The 22,484-nt window shown below is 55.5% G+C and carries 18 protein-coding genes; 1 reads left to right on the forward strand and 17 read right to left on the reverse strand.

Translation table 11 applies throughout. From position 1 onward, the window contains the following. The 7 genes from AC2FJC_RS21715 to AC2FJC_RS21745 all read right to left on the reverse strand — a co-directional run. Positions 1 to 827 (reverse strand): methyltransferase domain-containing protein (locus AC2FJC_RS21715; RefSeq protein ID WP_496741597.1); only part of this gene is annotated, 827 nt, incomplete at its 3' end. A 136-nt stretch (positions 828 to 963) separates the two neighbouring features. Further along, complete coding sequence (locus AC2FJC_RS21720) at positions 964 to 1,608, reverse strand: PIG-L deacetylase family protein (protein WP_480623781.1); 645 nt, start codon at positions 1,606 to 1,608, stop codon at positions 964 to 966. 2 nt (positions 1,609 to 1,610) lie between these two features. Beyond that, complete coding sequence (locus tag AC2FJC_RS21725) at positions 1,611 to 2,390, reverse strand: sugar phosphate nucleotidyltransferase (protein WP_480623782.1); 780 nt, start codon at positions 2,388 to 2,390, stop codon at positions 1,611 to 1,613. Between the two features lie 32 nt (positions 2,391 to 2,422). Then, positions 2,423 to 3,691: a methyltransferase domain-containing protein gene (locus AC2FJC_RS21730; protein ID WP_496741598.1), complete on the reverse strand. Its 1,269-nt coding sequence runs from the start codon at positions 3,689 to 3,691 to the stop codon at positions 2,423 to 2,425. Between the two features lie 27 nt (positions 3,692 to 3,718). Next, the gene (locus AC2FJC_RS21735; RefSeq protein WP_496741599.1) at positions 3,719 to 4,897 is read right to left on the reverse strand and encodes a class I SAM-dependent methyltransferase; all 1,179 of its coding nucleotides are present in this window, start codon (positions 4,895 to 4,897) and stop codon (positions 3,719 to 3,721) included. Beyond that, positions 4,894 to 6,132, reverse strand: a complete 1,239-nt coding sequence (locus tag AC2FJC_RS21740; protein ID WP_496741601.1) for a class I SAM-dependent methyltransferase — start codon at positions 6,130 to 6,132, stop codon at positions 4,894 to 4,896. Before AC2FJC_RS21740 ends, AC2FJC_RS21735 begins: the two co-directional genes overlap by 4 nt. 3 nt (positions 6,133 to 6,135) lie before the next feature. Continuing rightward, positions 6,136 to 7,182, reverse strand: coding sequence for an NAD-dependent epimerase/dehydratase family protein (locus AC2FJC_RS21745; protein ID WP_496741602.1), 1,047 nt, complete (start codon positions 7,180 to 7,182; stop codon positions 6,136 to 6,138). An 825-nt stretch (positions 7,183 to 8,007) separates the two neighbouring features. Between AC2FJC_RS21745 and AC2FJC_RS21750 the strand changes: the two genes are divergently transcribed. Further along, positions 8,008 to 10,437, forward strand: coding sequence for a LamG-like jellyroll fold domain-containing protein (locus AC2FJC_RS21750; protein ID WP_496741604.1), 2,430 nt, complete (start codon positions 8,008 to 8,010; stop codon positions 10,435 to 10,437). Positions 10,438 to 10,517: 80 nt separating this feature from the next. Here AC2FJC_RS21750 and AC2FJC_RS21755 read toward each other — a convergent pair whose 3' ends face one another. The 10 genes from AC2FJC_RS21755 to AC2FJC_RS21800 are packed head-to-tail and all read right to left on the reverse strand — an operon-like array spanning position 10,518 to position 22,483. Further along, positions 10,518 to 11,645, reverse strand: coding sequence for a glycosyltransferase family 4 protein (locus AC2FJC_RS21755; protein ID WP_496741605.1), 1,128 nt, complete (start codon positions 11,643 to 11,645; stop codon positions 10,518 to 10,520). Positions 11,646 to 11,668: 23 nt separating this feature from the next. Then, positions 11,669 to 12,814 (reverse strand): glycosyltransferase, encoded by a 1,146-nt coding sequence (locus tag AC2FJC_RS21760; RefSeq protein WP_496741606.1) that lies wholly within the window; start codon positions 12,812 to 12,814, stop codon positions 11,669 to 11,671. Then, positions 12,811 to 13,992 carry a glycosyltransferase family 4 protein gene (locus AC2FJC_RS21765; protein ID WP_496741608.1) on the reverse strand — a complete coding sequence of 394 codons (1,182 nt, stop codon included), beginning with the start codon at positions 13,990 to 13,992 and terminating at the stop codon, positions 12,811 to 12,813. Before AC2FJC_RS21765 ends, AC2FJC_RS21760 begins: the two co-directional genes overlap by 4 nt. Continuing rightward, the gene (locus AC2FJC_RS21770; protein WP_496741609.1) at positions 13,973 to 14,962 is read right to left on the reverse strand and encodes a glycosyltransferase family 2 protein; all 990 of its coding nucleotides are present in this window, start codon (positions 14,960 to 14,962) and stop codon (positions 13,973 to 13,975) included. The genes AC2FJC_RS21765 and AC2FJC_RS21770 overlap by 20 nt, the downstream gene beginning before the upstream one ends. A 4-nt stretch (positions 14,963 to 14,966) precedes the next feature. Continuing rightward, positions 14,967 to 15,800: a glycosyltransferase family 2 protein gene (locus AC2FJC_RS21775; RefSeq protein WP_496741610.1), complete on the reverse strand. Its 834-nt coding sequence runs from the start codon at positions 15,798 to 15,800 to the stop codon at positions 14,967 to 14,969. A 2-nt stretch (positions 15,801 to 15,802) separates the two neighbouring features. Continuing rightward, on the reverse strand, positions 15,803 to 16,744 hold the full coding sequence (locus tag AC2FJC_RS21780; RefSeq protein ID WP_496741612.1) for a sulfotransferase: 942 nt from the start codon (positions 16,742 to 16,744) through the stop codon (positions 15,803 to 15,805). After that, positions 16,713 to 18,089, reverse strand: a complete 1,377-nt coding sequence (locus AC2FJC_RS21785) for a hypothetical protein (protein ID WP_496741614.1) — start codon at positions 18,087 to 18,089, stop codon at positions 16,713 to 16,715. Before AC2FJC_RS21785 ends, AC2FJC_RS21780 begins: the two co-directional genes overlap by 32 nt. Further along, a complete protein-coding gene (locus AC2FJC_RS21790) occupies positions 18,079 to 20,445 on the reverse strand; it encodes a glycosyltransferase (protein ID WP_496741616.1) in 2,367 nt (788 codons plus the stop codon). The genes AC2FJC_RS21785 and AC2FJC_RS21790 overlap by 11 nt, the downstream gene beginning before the upstream one ends. Beyond that, complete coding sequence (locus AC2FJC_RS21795; RefSeq protein ID WP_496741617.1) at positions 20,442 to 21,614, reverse strand: glycosyltransferase; 1,173 nt, start codon at positions 21,612 to 21,614, stop codon at positions 20,442 to 20,444. The genes AC2FJC_RS21790 and AC2FJC_RS21795 overlap by 4 nt, the downstream gene beginning before the upstream one ends. Then, positions 21,611 to 22,483, reverse strand: a complete 873-nt coding sequence (locus AC2FJC_RS21800; RefSeq protein ID WP_496741618.1) for a sulfotransferase family protein — start codon at positions 22,481 to 22,483, stop codon at positions 21,611 to 21,613. Before AC2FJC_RS21800 ends, AC2FJC_RS21795 begins: the two co-directional genes overlap by 4 nt. Between the last annotated feature and the right edge of the window lies 1 nt (position 22,484).

Below are 22,484 nucleotides of genomic sequence, written 5' to 3' on the forward strand. Positions count from 1 at the left end.
ATGTTTGCTGAGATCGCAGGATAACTGCGTCTAGAATATCGCTGGCTCTGGTCGTTCCAAAAGTTTGCGACACAACCCTTGAAGCGGAATATCTTGCCGAGAAGGAAATCGGGAACGCCCCAGATAAAGCCGTGACGAGCAAGGATGCGTGACGACGGCAGAATCTTCTGCGTCCAGTCCTCGATCCCGATCGAGCCAAAACCGACATCCGCCATTGCCGCCTTGAAGCGTTCAATCGTCGTCAGTTTGAAGCCGCTGTAACCCCGGCCCCACTGATCCAGGATGCGCTTTTCCAGCCTGCCTGGATTATCTTTCATGTGAAAGTGATCTGCCACTATCAGACGCCCGCCGGGCTTGAGAAGGCGGTAGGCTTCGCGCAAAAAATCGCGCTTATCATCAAGCCAGGTAACGCTTTCGATCGCGAGAATGACATCGAAGGATTCGTCTTCGAAATCCATATCCGTAAAGTCCATTACTTCAAATTGCACCTGATCTTGAAGCGCGGCTTCTTTGGCAGCGACCCGCGCTGTCGAGCACTCGCGCTCCTCAATGGTAACTCCTACTGCTTTGCAGCCGAATTCCCTGGAGAAATAAATGCAGGTGGAATCAAGCCCACATCCTGCGTCAAGAAGGCGATCGGTCGGTTTCACATCCGCAATGCGGCCAATCTGAACATTGGTCTGCTCAAGAGCTTCCTGGAGCGTATCTACCCCATCCCAGCACCCTTTTCGCAAAGCTCCGGATTCCGAAACGTTCCATCCCGCAATTTCTAACGCCCCGCGGTTCATGTAGTCAGATATGCGCTTTCGAAGGCTCTTCGTCTGCACTGCACTTACTCCCTTTCAATGGCACCTTCAAATTGCGTATTAAACCAGGCCACGTTGAGCCAGGTTCGGTGCCCGGATCAAGAGATTCGAACGACAAGCGGATGGTCGCCAATCTCAAGAAATCGGGATTCCAAACCTAGAATGCCATACTCAGTTTTCTGGCGTAGAATCCCTCAGCCAAATGTTCCGGGGCATTGCACTCAAGCCCGCGCAGGCGCATCAAACCCCTGAATGTCAAATCGTCAAACCAATGTTTGCCGACCTGCGACCTGAAACATGACATGAGATTTTCGATCTTCCGATCCGTGTCGGAAACGGTCGCAGGTACAAAAAAATTCGGAGCGCCGAGATCTCCATCCCATTTCGGAATTTCATATTCCAGAATAGCGTTGTTACGAAACGTATTCCACGTCGCCTGAGAAACCGCGCGATGATCCTGATGCAAATCCTGACCATAATGCGTGAGTATCAGATCGGGGTTCAGCGGCTTCAGATCTTCGAGTAAAGTCTTGAGCTCACTGATCTGGCCCGGAAAATGGCCGTCCTGAAACTGTTCGACCCGAATGTCAGGTTTGCCCGCGCCTTCCAGAAACCTGCCTGCGCTTTCGGTCGCTTCCTCTCTTCGAGCTCCGCTTGCCGAACATACAACCCAGACCACTTGGGCATCCGGATTCTCACGAATGAGCTTCAGCACCGTTGCGCCCGCTCCGATTTCAATATCGTCACTATGCGCACCAATGCAGAGAATGGTTTTGAGATTACTAAACCGGACACCCTGCATGTCTAGTCGGCGCTCCAAACCTGCCAGGGCGTGTCACCGGCGGCCACCTTGTCGTCAAGCGCCTGCTTTTCCTTGAATGTGTCCATACAGGTCCAGAACCCCTGATGTTGATGGGCAAAAAGCCTTTGCTCCTTGACCAGACGCTCGAACCCTTCGATGACAAGTTCTTCGCCTTCATGGAGTTTGTCGAAAATCTCCGGGCGCAATACGAAGTAGCCGCCATTCATCCACATTCCCGAGTCTTTGACATCAGAAATTCTCGAGATCAGACCTTCTTCACCGAACGATACAAGATGGAACGAATAAGGTGGCTTCACGCAGCTGAACCCGGCAACGGCATCGGTTTTCGAAAAACCCTCGATCATGGTGTTCAAATCCATGTTCGTCAGCGTATCCGCGTAATTGGCAAGGAACATTTCCTCGCCCTCCAGATGCTCACGCACCTTAAGAAGCCGTCCACCGATATTCGTGTTCTGACCCGTGTCCACGAAGGTGATGCGCCAGTCGCTGATATCGTTCCCGAGCATCTCGACCTTCTTGCCGCTCTGCTCCAGAACGAAATCGTTCGTAAGACATTCATCATAGTCGAGGAAGAATTTCTTGATGGTCTCGCCCTTGTAGCCAAGGCACAGGATAAAATCCGTGTGCCCAAAGGCGGCGTAATAGCGCATGATGTGCCACAAAATCGGGCGACCACCGACCGGGACAAGTGGCTTCGGAATCTGGTCTGAATAATCTCTCAGCCGGGTGCCCTGGCCACCGCAGAATAAAACCACCTTCATTTGCCGTCTCCGTTCATATCAACTGCTCAGGGCTAGACGCACTCGGGTGTTTCCAGGCTCAGCGTTTCGACCTTGGGCACGAAACGGACGATTTTAGCGCCCCAATCCGCAGTGTAAGAAAGTTGCTGCGAAATTTCCTCGGAAAAGTTCCACGGCAAAATGACGATAACGTCAGGCTTCGTCTCTGATATCTTTTCCGTCGGGAAAATCGGGATTCGCGAACCTGGTAGAAACCTTCCGTGTTTGTAGGGATTGCGATCGACGGTATACGCGATCATGTCCGGTTTGATCCCGCAATAGTTCAGGAACGTGTTCCCCTTTCCCGGAGCACCATAGGCCACCACCTGCTTTCCCGCGCGGTTGGCATTAATGAGAAACTCAAGCGCAGCGCGCTTTGTTTCGCGCACCTGTTCAGAGAAAGCGGCATACGTTTCAATCCGGTCCAGACCCGCCGCCAATTCACGCCGTTCGAAATCGCGCAGGCGATTTGTTACGGGCTTGCTATCGTCTTCAACGTGGCATCCGAAGATGCGCAGCGATCCGCCGTGGGTGGGTACCTCTTCGACGTCGAAAAGCGTTATTCCGTGATGGGCGAAAATGCGCTTTGCAGCCAACAAGGAAAAATAACAGTAGTGTTCATGATAGACCTGATCGAATTGATTTCCCTCCATTGTCGCCAATAGATGAGGGAACTCAATGGTCATGACCGCACCCGGACGCATCATGATCTTCAATCCTGCGACAAAATCGTTCAGGTCGGGCACCTGTGCCAAAACGTTCTTGCCAAGAATGAGATCGGCATCGCGCCCCTGTTCAGCAAATCGCCTTGCCGTTTCGGTGCCGAAAAATTCGACCTCCGTCGGTACGCCCCTTTCTATGGCGACCTTTGCAACATTCGAGGCGGGCTCGATGCCGTAGCATGGAACGCCCATCTTCACGAAATGCTGTAGGAGATAGCCGTCATTGCTGGCCACTTCCACAACCTGGCTTTTAGCGTTCAACCCAAAGCGATTTTGCATATCCAGGCAGTAAGTCCGGGCATGTTCCACCCAACTGTCTGCGAATGAAGAGAAATACGCGTACTCGGTAAAAATATGTTCGGCTGGAACAAACTCGTCCACCTGCGCCAGAAAACACTCGTGGCACACGAATGCATGAAGCGGATAGACCGGCTCCATCTTGGAATAATCGCCGGCCGCTACAAAGCTCTCACAAAGCGGCGACATACCCAAATCGACAAGGGTATGTCCAAGCTGAGTTCCGCAAAAACGGCAAGGAAACGAACCAATAGGATCACTCATGAAAACCACTATATCTGAAACAAATAATCACGCCTCAATGAGTACACTAGCGATGCCCAATCGCGCAATCGACATTTCAACTTCGCTGCGGTAGATGCGATTCATCAGTATGATCGTATCTGGCGGGTCGTCAACAATGTCTTCGGCAGACACAATTTGTTGCCCTGTGCCCGACAGATACTTGCCCTGCTTGAACGGGTTGATGTCGACGACCTGTCGAATCAAATCGTGATCCTGCATCATATTCAGGAAACCCACAGCCTTTGCGCCGCCGCCCCAGATCGCAACTGACCTGCCCTCTTTTTTCCACAACTCCAATTGCTCAGACCATCTGTCGCGCCGATCCTTTTGGCCAAGCGCGAAATCGCGCACCTGAGACCGCAGCGCCACGAGGTCCAGATCAGTCCGGGCGCTGCTGATACCGGTGGGTCTGGCGCGGGCCTCTATGGACAGGAACTGGCGTTCATAAGGTTGCTCGACCCGCAAAACGTCAAACCCGCATTCGGTGAAAACACGGGCAAGCGAGGCCGGAGAAAAATATGAGCAATGCTCGTAGATGATATCCCAGGTCGATCCCTGACGAACAATCAGATCAAGATTGGGAACCTCAAAATAGATCGTGGTGCGCGAAGGGTCCGAGATCGACCGGTGGATCATGTCCAGGAAAGCCTTCGGCTCGGGAATATGTTCGAAAACAAAACGCGACGCCAGCAGGTCGGCCTGAAGCTCAGCGTGTTTCTCGGAATAGTAATCGTTGCTCCAGGTGATCCGGTCGTATCCCGGGGAGTTGGGTCTGTCACCGTCGAATGACGGATCAAAACCGTATCCGCGGTTCTCTCCCTCCGCACATAGCATACTCAGAAAATCACCCTTGCCGCAGCCGATATCGACGACGGTTTTCCGGTTCAGCGAATAGGTCTCTATCAGCCGCTCGACAAGCGTTTGGGAATAGGTCTGAAAGGTTGGCGAGAAGTGCAGGGAATTGTCATACTTCTGATCGTAGTCCAGCAATTTTGGATCAAAGCGGATGTTCCAGACAAATCCGCAATCAGGACAAAAGGCGAGAGAGATATCTCCCTTCCTGCATCCCCTTGCAGACGCGGCGTCCTCCCAAAGGACACCGATCAGGACAGGCTGGCTCTCAAGTTCAAAGAAAACTTCGCCGGATGTACCGGTGCACACAGGACAAGGTGGAACAGAGATCATGTCAGAACCTTTTCGAAAGACCTGTCGTTGACAGTACATATCTCTGGTTCAAGACCAAGGCGAAGCAGGTCGGCGGCAATTTCGTTTCGATAAATCGGGTTCATTACGATCACTATATCAGGTGAGAACTCGGATAAGTCGGCCGGGCTAACAATCGGCATAGTACATCCCGGCATGTAGGCCCCGCGCCGACTTGGGTTTATGTCGACGACACAGACAACGTTCTGTGGCACTCCAAGGGCTGTCAAAAATCCAACGGCTTTGGAACCGGACCCCCAAAGGGCGATGCGCTTTCCGGTTTTTTGCCAGGTTTCAAAGAGATCTTTCCACGAGGCTATCCTGCCGGTGACCTCTGTGGTGAATTGCGCGATCAGCTTGGCCGTCTTGGCGTCGCTTTCTGCGTCGCGCGTCGGCGGACCCGGGGTACCCTCGGCCGGGGCGGCGTCAAGCAGCAGGTATTGGTTCTGATAAACCTGCTCGACTTTCAGAACATTGAAACCAGCCAAAGAGAACGCGGCGGACAAGGACGCTACGGTGAAATACGACGCGTGTTCATAGTAAATGTCCCAGAAAGCCCCTTCTTCCAGGATGCGCTGCAGATCGGGTACTTCGAACCCAAGCCGAACCGACCCGCCGGAACAGGCATTTCTCACCATCCGGAGAAACCTTGAGATATCGCCGATATGTTCGAGCGTATGCCTGCACACGATAAAGTCAGCATCAACCGCACCGTGCTCCGGCGCGAAATACTCCGGACGGATATCGATCTTGTCGGCAAGCCCGTCCGCCCGGCTCGGTCGGAAGGCCGGATCGTAACCCGTCCCTCGACCACCGGATTTCGAACAGATGAGTTGCAGGAAATCGCCCCCACCGCAGCCAATCTCAAGAATATGGCGACCGGCAAGATCATACCGGTCCACCCAATCCTGGGCTATGCCCTCTACAAGGGCGGCAAAGGTCTGCGAATGACCTTGCGAATCCTCATATCCCTCGCCGTATGAGACAAGGTCCGGATCAAACTCTGCGTTGAAGGCAAGGCCACAAGCCGGGCACCAATGCAGCACCATATTTCCGGACGGGAAAGAACCCGCCGTTTCCGCATCCCGCACCAAAACCGTACTTTGGACAGGAATGTTTTCGAAACGGAACAGGGCGTCGATTCTCTCGGCTTCGCCGCACGACGGGCAAACGGGGGATTTCCCTGCAACCCCTCCGCTCCCGGCAACCGTGTTCATCTGTCAAATTGCCGGTGAACGGGGCTTGCTCCAGAAAAGCTCTCCGTCCAACGCACCCTCCGCAAGATGACCTTTCAGAGACTTGAGACGGATGAACTTGTCCCCCTCGAAGTCGTTTAGTTTCAGGTCGCTTTCACGGTACGAGCGCAAGAGCTCCTCGATCCCCGCCGGCACCGTCCAAACGGGCTCGAAGCCAGGCAGATCGTTTTCCGCCTTGGAGAAGTCGACGCGGTAACACCGCGTGTCCGGCCCACCACCGGGTTCGTAGACGATGCGACTGTCCGGCACGATCTGTGCCACGAACTCGGCGACATCCTTGACCTGATAGTTTTCTGACGACCGGCCAATATTGAAGGGTGTGTCATGAACTGTCTCGGTCGGTGCTTCGAGGGCCGCGACGACGGCCCGGCAGATGTCCTCGACGTGGACCAGCGGACGCCATGGCGTTCCATCGCTTTTGATCAGAACTTCGCCATTCAGATAGGCATAGCCGACCAAACTATTGACCATTAAGTCCGCCCTGAGTTTCGGCGATGCACCGTAAGCCGTCGCATTGCGCAGATAGACCGGAGAAAAATCACGGCTCGCAAGCTGGGAGAGGATCGCCTCGCTTCGGACCTTGGATTCACCATATGGCGTCACAGGGTTGAATTCAGCGCTTTCATCAAGAACGTCTTCCGGGCTCGCCGCCCCGTAAATCGAGCAAGAAGATGCAAACACAAATCTGGACACCCCTGCTTCCTTGGCGGCAAGCCCAAGGATCGATGTTGCATCGGCATTGATATCGTAAGTGCAGGCCGGGTTAATGTCACCCATCGGATCATTGGACAAGCCCGCCAGATGAACGACGGCGTCAATTCCACTGAAATCCGCCGCCGTGACGTTTCTGATGTCTTTCCGAATTATCCTGTCTGGTGGGGGCGCGTCCGAGAGCTCGCAATCCTCAAAGAAGAACGTGTCGAGACCTGTAACTTTGTGCCCTCTTTCCTTCAAAAACCCAACAAGCACGGCTCCAATATAGCCGTCGTGACCAGTAACGAGTACGCCCAAACCTAAAACCCTTGAACTAGAATCCTGCGCGGATAGTTGCACTTATTATCTTCCGAGACAATAGGTGGCGAGGCTGCTGCTTCGGCACAATCAACCCTGTTTGCGGGATTGGGTCCGCAGCACTTCTCCTATCAGAGCCCGACAGGAACAGCGGCAAGCAGTGCCTCGGCCATGAGGTTCATCACATTGGCCGCGGGGTTGAGGTTGAAACACTCTTATTCTTGCATCAGGACTTCGCTGCAACCGGGGGCTCGAACTTTTGGAGCAAGGGCGATTCCACGTCCCCTGCCGTCGAACACCCAAGACTAAGAATGAGCGTCGTGCCCAGGCGACCCCCAAGCTGATTCGGGCGATCCGGTATAGGTCACCCCGAGTCGGAAAAGACAAAGTTGCATGTACAACTGTTTCTTTCGATTCTCGGATGCCCGTCCACGCCAATACCGCCCTTCCCGGCCATTTCTGTCTTCGAAATGCCACAAATATCTTAACCCCGGGAACACGTCCTCGGCGTCATCCGCGAAATTTCACCTGTTATATATGTCCAAGTGGCAACTTTCTGCTCGATAGCTGTCATAACCCTAATTCCTGTTGCGCCACGACACACCTTCGAACAGTCATAATCCTGCCTTCTAAGGGCGCAGCTCTTGCCTTTAAGTTGCCCTATTCGATGGCTAACCTGATTTTGGAAAGTAAGCGGTACCTAGCTGCACTTGTGAAAATCGCAGCTCACTTAAGAACAAGGGATGAGGTCGAGCACCAGTTTCCCTAACTACCACTCAACGCTCGCAACGCGACTTTGGGGAGTCGCCAGCGAAAGGAACACTTATGACTGTCTACTATTCCTCCGACTTTGGCTGGAAGGCTGGTCAGAACGTCACGAGCCAGCTTGCTTCGCTGGTCGATAGCACGTTCAAGATTGGCGATACATTGGTACTTGACCACAAGTACGATCTGAACGCCGGAGCGCAAATACAACTGCCGGATTCCTTCACGCTTGCCGCCCGGAATGGCGGCGGCTTTGACATGCAAAACACATCGTCCACAGATCGCCCGATGATCCTGATGGGCGACGGTGGCACTCTGAACAACATCACGATTACCGCAAGCGGTGCTCCGACCAAAGCTTTCGAGGGCCTCAATCCCGTGCGCGGTGAACACTTTGATCCTGCGCGGGCAATCGGCATTCTGGGTGTCGATGACGTAACGATCAAAAACAGTTCGTTCTCTGGCAATATCGGCCAGTTTCTGAATGTCCACGACAGCGACAATCTGGTTGTGCGGGAAACGCATTTTGACGGTGCGCGCTCGCAGGTTTCGCTTGGTGGCGATGTGGCGGACGCCCTGTTCTACCGCAGCCATTTCGAAAACTCGGTTGGCGACGGCATCAAGACAATCTCGGGCAACATTCTCCGTCCGAAGGTAATAGAAAGCCTGTTCGAAGAGAACACGCGCGACGGTATCGATACCACTGGCGGCTTCAAGGATGGCTTGGTCAAGGACTCGGTATTCTACGGCAATACTCATGCGATGGACATCAAGACGTTCATCTACGAGACCAGCGATCTAAGCCGCACGAATATCAACAGCAACATCCGGATCGAAGGTGGCTATGTCGGCGGTACAACCAGCGCATTCGTGACGTCCCACAAGGACTATACCGGCCAAGTAAACGCCGGGAATGCCGACAAGTATATCCCGAACGGAATTACCGTGACCGGCATGACATTCGAGGACATCGGTTACGCATTCCTTGTTAAGGACGGATATGACATCAACTGGTCGAATTTGACTTTCCAGAATGTTGGCACCGACGCGCGCATCATGAACATCAATGCGCCAAGTGGCTGGCATCGTCTGTCCGGTGACAATCAGGATATCGGAGGTGACTACACCACAGCACCGATGCAGAACAAATCTGCGGATGAGCTGTGGGGCTTTGAAGCAGGTGCCAGCAACCAGCTTGATCTTGGGGATGGATCAGCGCCTGATCCGACCCCGGCTCCCGAGCCTAGTCCAGAGCCCGCTCCCGAGCCTAGTCCAGAGCCCGCTCCCGAGCCTAGTCCAGAGCCCGCTCCGACACCTGCAGAACCAGGCAGCCTTCTGTTCGAAATCAACGGCGACCGGGAATTTGATGGGTCCAAGGGCTCCGTCATCCAGGTTGCCCCTGCGGCGAACACCAAAGTAGACAGCGCAACCATCGCGTTCTCCTTCAATGCAGACAAGGTGAGTGGGAGCCAGGGCCTCGTATCCAAGGATGCGTCCGGCTATGATACAGGTGCCGGTCATTTCACCGCCTATCTGGATGGTGCCAAACTAAAGGTCCGGTTCCAGTCGGATTCAGGTGACAAGACCTTTGTCGTCAACAATATATCCGCAAATCAGGACTATGACGTAAAAGCCTCTTTCGGCGACGGAAAAGTCGCACTTTGGGTTAACGGCAATCTTGTCGGAGAGGCCGCGTCGGACATGAGCTGGGCAGGGAACAACGAGTACCTGCAAGTTGGGGCCAACGGTTGGGCCAGCGATTCCGGAAAGGCCGGGTTCAGCAATGTCTTTGACGGCACGATCTCGAATGTGACCGTGACTGAGGGCTTTGGGACCGTTCCCGGTGCGCCGGGCGATTCCCCTGAAACCCTTGAACCGGAACCCGCGCCCGCACCCGAGGTGACCCCTGAGCCGACACCCGAGCCGGAGGTCGATCTCGGTGAGTTGGGAAAGATTCTGTTTGGACTGTCTGGCGACACCGAATTTAACGGCAAGAATTCTTCCGTTGTAGAAGTGCAGCCCTCTGACGATCTGCAAACGGACAGCGCAACGATTTCGTTCGCGTTCAACGCCGATACGGTCAGTGGCCGCAAGGGTCTTGTCTCGAGGGACGCGTCCGGAATGGATGCGGAAAACGGACACTTCACCAGCTACATCGAAAACGGAAAGCTCAAAATCCGTTTCCAGCAGGACGGTGATGAACAGAACTTTGTGATCGATAACATCCAGGCCAACAAGGACTATGAGGTCACGGCAAGCTTTGGCGATGGAAAAGTCAGTGTTTGGCTCAACGACAAACTTGTCGCCGAAGGCAATCTGGACATGGACTGGAGCAGCAGCGACGAGTTCCTTCAGATTGGTGCCAACGGCTGGGCCAGCAAGGCCGGGCAAGCAGGGTTCAGGGATGTGTTCGACGGAACGATCTCGGATGTTTACGTCTTTGATTCAGACCTGACACCAGAGCAAATTGATGACGTTTTCTTGATCTAAGAAAAAAGTGCTGGCGGCTTCAAGCCGCCAGCATTCCACCCGCTTCTTCAGGCCGCAGACGTAACCGAAGACTTGCCCCGTTACCGGCCATGCCCACGCAAAGCCAGACGTTTCAGCACATCCTGATAGGCCTGTATCACAAATTTCTCATCGTATTTCGCCTCGACCAAGGCACGCCCGACTGCACCCATTTTTCTGCGACCTTCCGGTGTCGTTCGCGCAATAGCCAGCATGGCATTTGACAGATCCTCGGCGTCCCTGGGATGAACCAGAAAGCCGCTTTCCCCATCCACCACAACGTTCCTGCATCCGGGTGTGTCTGTTGTAATGAGCGGCCGCCCACATGCTGCGCCTTCCAACAATGTCCGTGGAGTTCCCTCGCGATAGTAGCTGGGAAGAACAATGCAATCGGCGGCATGGAAATAGGGGATGACGTCCCGAACCGGGCCCAAGTAGTCGATTACCCCTTCATCAACCCATTGCTGAACCTTTTCCTCAGGAACCACGGCTGCATTCGGGGCCTCTGTTCCCCCGATAATGCGGAACACAGCGTTCGGAGTTACCTTTCCCACGATACGGGCGGCTTGGACATACTCTCCGATCCCCTTGTCCCAAAGCAAGCGGGCCGCCATCAGGAAGACCGGCGCATCCGCCAACCCCGAAACAGGCTGGTATTCAAAGCGCGTAAGATCAACACCGGACCCCGGCAACACCGCAGTGCGTTCGCCGGAGACCACTTTGGCTGCAAGAAACTGTTCACGGTCTTCCATGTTCTGAAAGAAAACCACCGGCGACGTTCGAAAGGCAACCTTGTAGAGTTTCCGGATTATCCTGCTCAGAACGGAATTATTGGAAAACACAGAACCGAGTCCGGTTATATTCGGGATAAGCGGGAGTCCAAGCGCGCGGGCAGCAAGCCCAAGGTAGACATTGTTCTTGATCGTATAGCTGAGAACGACGTCCGGGCGGGCCCGCTTTAGATGGCAATAGGCAGAAACAAGGGTGGCCAGTTCCCGCGGAGGCGAGGTTCCGCGCCGGTCCATCCTAAAATCAAGCAATTGACACCCGGTTGCCTTCAATTCCGAAGAATATTCATCGAAAGGGGCCAGCAAGATGACCTCATGCCCGTCTTCGATCAGCTTCCGGATCAGGCCCATCCGAAAATTGACCAGATTGAACGATGTATTCGCCGAGATTAAGATTCTCATTCCAACGTGCCCTGAATTATCACTTAATTTCCATAAATCGACTTTAGACGTTGCCGAATAGTCCGAAGTTTTGCGCGCCCGGCAACGTCGGCCCACAGATAGAAGTTTGAATGCCAGGCCTGATTTTCGGGACGACGATCAGACGTCAGAGAGGCAAACAGATCCATCCATTCATGCTTGCCAGCTTCGGGACCGTATCTTTCGGTTACTTCCATCCGGCTGGCTTCGCCCACCGAGTATCTCAACGCCGTGTCGCTGACCAGCCGGGACAACAGGTCGAACCAATCATCCCGGTTGCAGAGAAATCCCGTTTTGGTGTCCGTTATTGCCTCTGAGAATGCTGGCGATGGCGAGGCAACTGTCGGGACACCAAAGGCCGACGCTTCGATGAATTTCAATTCACTGCGGGCATTGGCGAAATCCGAAGTTGTATTAAGCGGTGCAAGATTGATGTCGATCCCGCCCAAAAGGCCGATAAATTCCGCATAAGGACGAAACGGCTCAATACGAAACCGATCACCCAGCGTATGAAAGCCCGGGTCAACTTGCAATTTGCCGCCGACGACAAGCCGCACGTCCGGGTTGGCGTGCATCAGCCTGAGAAGCTGAGGAGCAATCATCGCGAAATCCGCGTCGTGATGCGCCGAGCCGCTGAAATACCCAATCGTGGTGTAGCGATCCGATTGGGTCACATTGGACGCGGCGTCAGCCCCGAGTCTGAGCACATCCTGAGAAAGCTTGTTGCGTAAAATTCTGCAGTCCTGATGAAAACTCGCCACCCGATCACGCAAAAAGCTGGTGGATACCGTGACCACATCCGCAAGGCGCATGGTTCGCTCGATTGAACGGGAAAATACTTCGTCACCCGGATTTTCGGTTACAAAATCGTCAATATCAAAGACAACCACCGCTCCACGGCTGCGTGCCAGGGACACTATCTTTTCAGTCAGCGAATCGTATCGGACCCGATGAAGGATCAGCACGCGACATTGCGTTGTCGGTGCAGCCAAAAGGTAGTCGGCCTGCGCCGTCAGACCTGCGGCATTCAGAAAGCGCGCCGGTTGTACACAGCGCATCTCGGTCGTGCCATACCCGAGCATCGGGCGAAAGGACAGGAACTGAACATCGACGGTCATATCAGGAATCCCTGTGGCACCAGAGCGGATCATGAAGCCAAATCCGAATAGATTTGCTTCATGGCCCTTGCGCAATCCGCCCAGCGGTAGCGCCTTGAATGGGCAAGCCCATCCGCTTTCATGCGATCCCGAACGGCCTCGGACGAGCAAATTTTCACCAGATCAGCGGCAAAAGCCTCGGGGTTGGCCGTGTCCGTCAGGCATCCCGCGTTTCCCGCCACCTCGGGCAGGGAGCTCAGGTTCGATGCAAGAACGGGTGTTCCGCTTGCCATCGCCTCCAATACCGGAAGGCCAAACCCCTCGTAGAGTGAAGGATGCACGTACAAATCCGCCGCCTGATAAAGCGCCCGAAGCTCGTCATCGGAAACAAAACCCGCTAGGTGAACACGCTCTTTCAACCCCGGCACCGACAGTTCCTGTTGCAGATCCTTGCTATCCCAGCCGAGACCCCCGACCAGAACAAGGTGATGGGGAATGTCATTCATAGACCGCGCAAACGCCTTGAAAAGCCCCTGAATGTTCTTGCGCGGGCTGATTTGGCCCGCAGACAAGATAAAAGGCGTATTGTCGGGCAAGGCTGAAAGCTGTTGCACGACGGTCATGTCGGCGGGTTCAAAAAACCGCTCGGACACACCTTCAAGCACCACGCGCAGCCGGCCTTCGATTGCGGGCCCAACATATTCGCGAACCTCATTGGCCGTCGTCTCGGACACGCATACGATGACATCTGCCTTGTGAACGGCCTGGTCCAGGCTGCGCTGCATGACCCAGGGCCTCGTATTGCGAAAAAATTCGGGATGGGTCAGCGGACCCAGGTCGTGAATTGTGACGACATAGGGTTTTCGCGTGGCAACGGGATAACCCAGCGATACCGCGTGAACGACATCGACCGGTGCGTTGAGGCGTGCCTCGATCGTTGGCCAATCCAGAAAGGTCCACATCAACGATGTACCGCGACGCCCCAGCCCGGTCAGACGCAACCCTGTTTCTGCCATGCGCCGTTCCAGCGCGTCCGGGGCGAGCGAGCTCCAACCGGCAACGGGAATGACATTCGGGCCGTTCAGTTCGCGCAATGAATCAAATAGTTCGCGCGCATAGCGCGCCAGACCGTGACCTTTTTGGTCTGCGAACTGATTGGCAAAGTAGGCGACATTGGGAGCGATTGCCGAAGCTGACATTTTGCCCAAGGTGTTAGTGGCTTCGAATTGCAAGAAAGGTTCTCCCGAAAATTGCGTTCCATTTGGAGCGCAGTACTTGGCGCAAGGCAGACGGCAGCACCGATCCCATAAGGGCTGCCCAGGAATCCGCAGACCAGGGCCAGATGACCAGCGCCATCAAATAGTGGCCCATGGCTTTGCCGCGCTGGTTGAGATAGTGCAGATGAACCCGCCCTGCCCGCCGGTGATAGCTGGAAAGGGCCGCCAACCGCACGGCCAGACCCTGCTCTCGTCTGAGTGACGCATATTTTTCAAGAATCCGGCGGTATGCGACAAGTTCCCGAGTGGGATCGGACGCGGTTCGCGGGCCGGAGTGCTGGCGAAGATCAACCAATGCCTCGGGCACGCTTGCGATTTTCGTATAGGTCGCGATGCGAATCCACATATCCCAATCCTGTCGCGCCTTGAGGTCCTCATCGAAACAACCCGCTTCTTCGAACAGATCACGGCGGACAATATAGGTTGATGTCGGCGCGGTCACGTCGCTGACCAGCAGCGCTTTCAACAGGTTGCCTTCGGGGTAGGTTCGCCGGGGTTCCGCAATAACCTCGCCTGTCTCTGCCACGACCTCGCGCAGACCGGTATAAGCGGCCCCATAATCCGGGCGGGACTCGAGAAGCTTCAATTGCTTGCCCAGTTTTTCCGGATGCCAGAGGTCGTCACTGTCGAGAAAGGCCACGTAGCGACACCGCGCCAGACAGATGCCACGGTTTCTGGCTGCATTTCCACCCCTGCGATCCTGCCGCTCGAACTGAACCCTGAATGCCGGATTGTTGTCCGTCTGCCACTGTTGGACCCGCTCGGCGGTGTCATCATCCGACCCATCATCGACTATGATCACTTCTTCAGGCGCAAAATCCTGCTGCATAACGCTGGTCAGCGCTTCGCAGGTCAGCTTCGCCCTGTTGTAGGTAGGAATTACAACCGAGACGGTCGGGACCTTGGTCTTTTCGGAGGTTTGCAATTGCCTAACCTTTCCAGAATACCTGCTTTTCGAGGCTGTCGCGATCAATCGCGTTCTGTCTATCCCAAACCAGCGCACGAGTCCTGAATACCGAAGTTGCCGAGTGTATAGCGGCAACCATGCCAGGAACCCCGTCCAGAAAACCGCGCTGCAGGATGTAACGCTTAATAAACTCGACAAGCGATCCTGCCACCATACTGAACCCCGAGACAGGCTTGCCCGATCTCTCAAGATCCTGCGCATTCATCGCGACATAACGCGCGCTTTTTTTCAGGCGCTCGGCGAATGAGCATTCATTGAGATGCGCAATCTTTTTTTCGAGCTGCCCAATTCGGGCTTCGCCACCATCGATTTCACAACTTTCGTGCAGCGCCCCGACAAAACGATGGCACCCGCGCCGGGCGAGTTGTGGCCGGTTCCACGAATCCCAGCCACCATGATTAACAGGCCGATGGAGAAAGTAGTTCTGACGGCGGTATCTGTAAGCGTCGTAGTTGGTACTGCGGATATGATCGAGGATTTCCTGTGCCAGATCACGCGGGATGCGTTCGTCGCAGTCAAGGTGAATCAACCAGTCACCGCTGGCGTTATCGATGCCCACATTGCGTTGCCCTGCATATCCCTCCGCCTCAACCATGGCATGAGAGACAAACCTGACCCCGTCTCCTGCTTCCATCGCAATTCCGGGTGTATCATCGGTGGATTTGTCGTCGACGATTACGATTTCATCGACCCAATCAGCGAGATTGTCCAGAAGGTGAGGCAGGTTCTGCTGTTCATTCCGGCTAATAACAACAGCTGACAGCGTTGGCCGATTTTCCGTTGGCGGTGTGGTCATGGTTACGGATCCTTCTGTAAAATTGCGCGGAGGCGAAAATAGATTGACCGAAACAAGCGGTCCCTGCGCCGGTTCAGCCAAATGCGAAACCGATGCCGCCGCGACGTGTCCGAGAATGCCGACCCGGATGGATTTTCCTTGCCGTGTGCGTTGTCAAGATCGGCATCCGCATAGTCCATCGACTGCGCCATCTGGCGGACCGTCGGATGCAGGTTCAGCACGTAACCCGGGTCATTCTTCCATTTCTCACCAGAACCCGAGCGGGTTCCTTCGCCCATGGTTTCGTCCGGCGCTACCTCGATAAATCGTGCGATCTCGGCGAACCCATCGACCGGGGACGCCACCAGATCCTCGTAGCGAACGCGCATATAGCTGTCTTTTGGCAACATTCCTTCAATCGCCAAAAGGTTGCGGCAACCATTGAGCCAGGCCAGTTGCCGTGTCTGCGGATCCGTTCCGAACAACTTGGCCGCCGAATACATCACCCCATGCGGGTTTCGTACAAGCCCGATAACCTTCACGGTCAGATCGGTCCGCCCGATCCATTCCAACATCAGGCTCAGCGCCGCCCATTGCGCAAGAATTTGAGGTGACTTTTCAAAGAAAACAGGTTCCGGATTGACCCTGACAAGGGCTTCCCACCCATCGAAAACAAGCGCACGGTCATCCGTCGGAGGATCAAAGTTCGGAACGCATTTTGCGAGCAAATCTATCATCAGGTCGCGGGCGTTACCTTTGCTTCCATAGCCATTGTACCGCTTTTGAGTTGCGAACAACGGCCCCGGCTCATCCAGCAAAACTGCCGCCATCAACCACCAGTGCGTTTCAAGATACCTGTGAGGCGAATACGCGACGGTATCTACAGCCGGATGGCGGCAAATCTCGTCCTGGAACATGGTGGATCCAGAGCGCTTATCCGAAAGCAAGATTACGACTGTACGCATAGGCTTGTCTTGTGCTGGGGTGCCGGCGAGCCGGAACGGTGAAATGTGGGATTGCTGAGACAAGGCCAATTACCAAAAACAAAAGCATTGAGCCTCGCGGAGTGGAAACGGCGGCATGCCCGAGCATGGCCCAGGGAATGATTGCAACCATGGCCAGGAACAGAGGTTGCGCAATCAGCTGTTCCATTGTCGTGCGCCGTTGCAGCGCAAGGTTGGCGGTAAAGAAAAGCGCCCGGGCAATAAGGAAAACATAAAGAAACGCGGCGATCATACCGTAGGAGTAATAAGCGATCGCAAAGACGGCATGCGTGGCCTGGCTGGCCTGTTCGGATCTGGCCCCGGCAGATGTGTAACGGACAGTCGTGCCTTCACCGACAAAAAGAAAGCTCGGTTTTTTTGCGACGTGGCCAAAGGGTTCGGAATAGGCCAGCGATCGTTCACTTTCGCGCTTGTTCTCGTAGGGAGACTCGAGCGAGGCGGCGAAACTTCGTTCCAGACGTTCGAAGTAGAACAACTGTGATCCGACGCCTATGAAGAATATGATCCCTGCCCCTACGATCATGGGTAAGATCATCCCGCGCTTCACCTGCCGCAAACCCAGAACAAGGGCAAGGACGGCAATCAGGATGGTGGCCAGAATCGGACCGCGGGAATAGCTCATAAGGACACCCATCGGGGCCAGCATGCAGGCCAGCAAGGCGAGTTTTCGCCAACCGCCCGCCACCCACGGCCAACGCATCAGCAAGGCTGCGAAAGGCCAGCAAATATTTATGAATGTCGCACCCAGTATGGATACCCCGACCAGCGTTCGACCCCGGATTCCACGCTCGGGCGTATCCAGTAGCATCGAATTGAGCTGCCCGGCGGCAGGCTCCAGAAACTTGCGCGAGAAAATCAACTGACTGACCGTACCCCGGGTTCCCGGAAGCGACGTGAGGATCATCAACGAAGCCGTCACGATCAGCCCGACGACCAGCGCCTTCAGTACAAACTCGAAATCCTGGCGGGTTCGGATGTATTTTGGGGCCAGAAAGAACACGCTACACGCCAAAACCGAGCGGAACATCACATAGACGGATTCCTGTAATGTGCCAAAGCGGATCATTCCGGAAATTTCACTGACAAGTGCAAAAACCAGAATGGCGACAACGGTACCCGCAAACATCCGGCAGCGTTTCGGAACCGGGGGCAGCTTCTGTGCCGAAAACAGCAGGCACAATAGAAGGACATCGACCAGATAGATGGGCAAGGGGCCAATCTTCAGGTTTGCCTTCGGCACCGCAACAAGCACGAACACAAACGTGGCAAAAAGCTTGATACCCGGTGTATGTCCCTTAAGCCACATCGGCAGGTCTCACCCCCAGTTTTTCATAGAACGATTTGTGCGCTTCAAGGAAACGGACCATATCGTACTTTTTTGCCATTTCGAAACCCGCCGCGCCCATTCTGCGGCGCTCATCGGGGTTTTCAGCCAGAAACCTCACTGCCGATGCAATCCCTGCCACATCTGAGGGGTCTACAAGCCGTGCGGCGTGACCGTCGCGCCCCACAACCTCGCGCAATCCTGGCACATCCGCAGCGATAACCGGCAGGCCGGCGTTCATCGCCTCTACCGCAGCAAGGCCGAAACCCTCCCAGTTCGATGGAATCAGGAAGGCATCCGCGGTTTTCAACAATTCGGACACGTTTTCCACATAGCCGAGCAGGTTCACGCGATCCTTAAGCCCAAGTTCGCTTGTCAGGCGTTCCAGAGTGGCACGTTCGGCACCCTCGCCCGCTATGGAGTATCGCACAACGCCCGCTGGCAGCTGCGCCAGGGCATGCACCGCCGTATCATAATTCTTAGCGGGCGTCAGCCGTCCCACGGATACGATGTGAAACGGCCCGTCTAACTCGGTTCTATCCGGCAAATGGTCAAAGAATAAAGGGCACCCGTTTTCAATCACGGTGGTTCTGTTCGCCAGCCATGGATGCGTTCGAAGCAATTCTGCTTTGACACCGTCACTGATCGCAATGATCTTCTCGTAACAGCGATAGACCTTTTCGTCGATCAGGCCGCCAAGGGCATGGCCCCGTCGGCGATTTGACGTGCTGTGCTCGGTGAACACCAGCCGACCCGGTAAATGGCCCGTGCGCGCAAGCGCAGCAACATGGGCGCTGGATGGAAACAGGTGCACATGCACAATATCGTTGGCTGCGATGCCGCGCGCATAGGCTTTCAGGCGTAACAGGGCACGGGGATCATAAGGGCTCGACAGTCCCAGCGAACACGCGCCTTCCAGATCACCCATATCGCAGTCTTCAAGCGCGACCAGTTTAGCATCGAAACCCGATTTCCGAAGTCCAGCGTGAATCTGACGAGCGACACGTTCGGCTCCGCCCCGGCTGAGGTCCACACTGTTGATGATCTGATGCACCCGCAGGCCTTCCTGCTTGGTAGTCGGCGGGTTGACGTTGGCAATTGCCGGTGCCGTGGGTGCCGCCTTTTTTCCCTCCAGCCGTGTGGCAATATCCCGGATGATCTTGCGGTGACGTTTCGGCAGCAGCCGGGACATCAGGCGCTGTCGAAACACCGGGTCCGGTTCGAATTTTGACCAGGGCACCGGAGACCAGGTTGGGGGCGGCTCGGCAATGACATCATCGAACAGCTTCTTGTAGGAAGCTGCACATGCTTTGGTCGAGTATTTCTGCCGCGCGGCTTCGGCCACAGCCAGGCTCATATCTTTCAAACGGGCACGATCACCGGCGAGTGACGCAATTGCCGTCGCAAACGCCCCGGTATCACCAGTGTCACAGAGCAGGCCGGTACGCCCATCTTCGAGCAGGAAGTCGGTGATCCCGTGCAGCCGCCAACTGACCGGGACGGCGCCTGCCGCCATGGCTTCCAGCAGCGCGTTCGGGCAGCCTTCAAAATGTGACGTGAACAGGAACAGGTGGGTATGGGCCAGAAATTCAGGAATCTCTTCCGGGGACAGCGTGCCGACAAATCGGACACGCCCGTCCTCAACCCTTGTGGCAAGGGCTGCCCTCAGGTCCTCCTCGTGTTTTCCTTTGCCCGCAATTCTGAGATGGTAGGAAACACCCGCCGCATCGAGGCGATCCAAAACCGACGGTATGTACATCACGCCCTTTTGCCCGTGTTCCAACCGCCCTAGAAAGCCAAGGGACAAAGGCTCGACAGCGCTGTTGATACGCCCCGCTGCATCCGCGAAACGATCGGTCACCGCCCCATTGGGGATCAGGACAATCTTGTCGGAATCGACGCCGTAGTCATTGATGAGATCGCCCTGCAAACGAGGCACCAGGGCGACAAACCGAGCGACCCTGTCCCGCCCGATCAGCGACAGTCTGTACCCTTCCACAAAACCATTTGCACAACGTGCAACTACCCTGACCTTTTCAGGCAGGTGCGGCAGCGAACTGAGAATGGCCGGGGAATTCACCCCGATCACGATATCGATCTCCTGATCTTCGCACCATTCAGCAAAAACGCGCGCTTGCGTCCGTAGATCGCGCGTATCCGCGGCCAACTCTACGCATCCCTGATCGACAAATGCGGCCTCGGTGATCTCAGCCTGATCAAGACCCACTGAAACACAGCGCATGTCCACACCATGGCGCAAAAACTCAGGTCGCATATTGCGATAAAACGTAAACGTCCCGCCGTCTTTTGGCACGGAACCAAAGGCAACCCGGATCATAGGTCGACCTCCATCTGCCGGGCAGCTGGTTGCGTGATCTGGCTTTCGCCGCCAAAGATCACGCGGTTGAGCTTGCGCGCCAGCTTGCGTGCATCGAAATGCTCCTCAACACGGACACGTCCTGCCCGGCCCATTTGCCGCGCCATGCCCGCGTCCTGGGCCAGACGCGATATGTTGGCGGCCATCGCTTCGACGTCCTGCTCTGGCGACAGGTAGCCCGTTTCCCCCTGGTTTACAGTTTCAGAAAATCCGTTGTGATCAGTAACAGCTACAGCCGTCCCGGACGCCATGGCCTCGAGCAGCGAAATGCCCTGACTTTCCTGATCTCCGTTCTCGGCTGTAACCGAGTGCTGAATGAAGATCGAAGCGACAGCCATCCGCTCTCGGACCTCGGTATGCGCGCACGCCCCTTTCAGGGTCACAGCATCCTCGATGCCCAATTCCCGGATCAGGGGAAGACATGCCGCTCTCTCAGGGCCATCGCCAATAATCTCGAACCGCAGCGACGGATGATCCCGCCGGGCCAGTTCAAACGCGCGGATCGCCAGATCGGGTCGCTTTTTGCGTGTCAGCCGCCCGACGGCGATCACCAGATTAGGGTCTTTGCGATCGTCCGCGGCAAACTCATCAATCTCGATACCGCAAGGAACGATTTCTATCTTGTCCGCAGGTATTCCCATGCCTTTAAGGATTCTTGCGAAATGCTGTGATCCGCACAGAAATCCCCGGGAGTCCCGCGCCAGCAAACGATAAGCGTATCGCATGTCCAGGCGCTGACCAAGGACCGTCGCATCGTAGCCGTGAAAATTGACGAACAACGGAATGCCCGACCGTAGGCAGAATTCACGAAGGGCACAGCCCGTCGTGCCGAATTCAGCAAGAATGGCAGTGACGCCGTGGCCATTCAGGAATTTCCCAAGATCGGCCTCCTCCTGCCGGGACAGGGCGGCGCGATACCCTGTTCTCAGAAATTTTGCCATCGACCCGAAAGGATTGCGCCTCGAATGCTCGTTCCCGCGCACGCAATGAAACGGCAGACCGAGATCCGGGGCGGTATCACAGGCCATGCCTATTCCAACCGTCTCCCCCGGACGCACCAGACGCATGTGCTGTCGAACATATGTCTCGGCCACCGCATTGGGATTGTGTGTCGCAACGGCCAGGGTCATTTGCCGGCCCCTTTCTCGGCGGCGCTGAGGCGATCGTAAAGCGCATCACACATCAACCGGACCCGGTCGGACAGATACCCCGGCTTGCGGACCGGAGGGTTGATCCGGCGGGTGGTGAGGGGGAACGCCAGACGGGGCGGTGCAAAACCGATGGACGTGGTCAAAGCCGCCATGCACACGTCCGGCTCATTCAGCAAAGTCCGGTAATCCAGCAGCCTTATCCGATCATCCCGGTCGAAGCCCAGGTCGAAATAGATTTCGTTTCGCCGCACCCAGTACAGCGCATAGATATCCCGCCGGCGGGCATCGCTCCCGGGTTCTGCATCGCTCAGATCATCAATACAGGCGTGTATGTCCTGCCACAGCTTCTCCAGGTCCCAATGACCGGACGCGTCCGTTTCGACACGCCGGGAAATCTCTTCAAAATCCCCCGGCCATTTTCGCATCATTGACGCGACAACTTCGTCCGCTTGGCGGAACATCATGACGGCCCGCGCGCCCTCAATCGCGTCAAGGATTTCCGCAGCTTTGTGAGAGGCCAGCAATGAACGTGCCGCGACAAAATCACCATGCGCCGCATTTATTCGCCTGCCAAGCTCGGGAAGTTCGGGCCAGACCGTTTTCGCCGGATCAATCGACAATTCGCTGAATTCGCCAAACACCACCGAGCGGGGATCGGCACGAAACAAACGCTCAAGGTGGGTTGTGCCGCTTCGCTGGCATCCGAAGATGAAAAGAGTGGTCTTGGGGTGCGCCCTGAACAGTTGGTGATACACCCTTTTCCCGCCCTCGAACATCTGAAATGAGCGCGACGCCACCCGATATTCTATCGAATTCTTGATACGAGTCAGGGTCAAGGGGTGCTGCATT

The sequence above is a fragment of the Ruegeria sp. CDSB117 genome, from assembly GCF_059611005.1.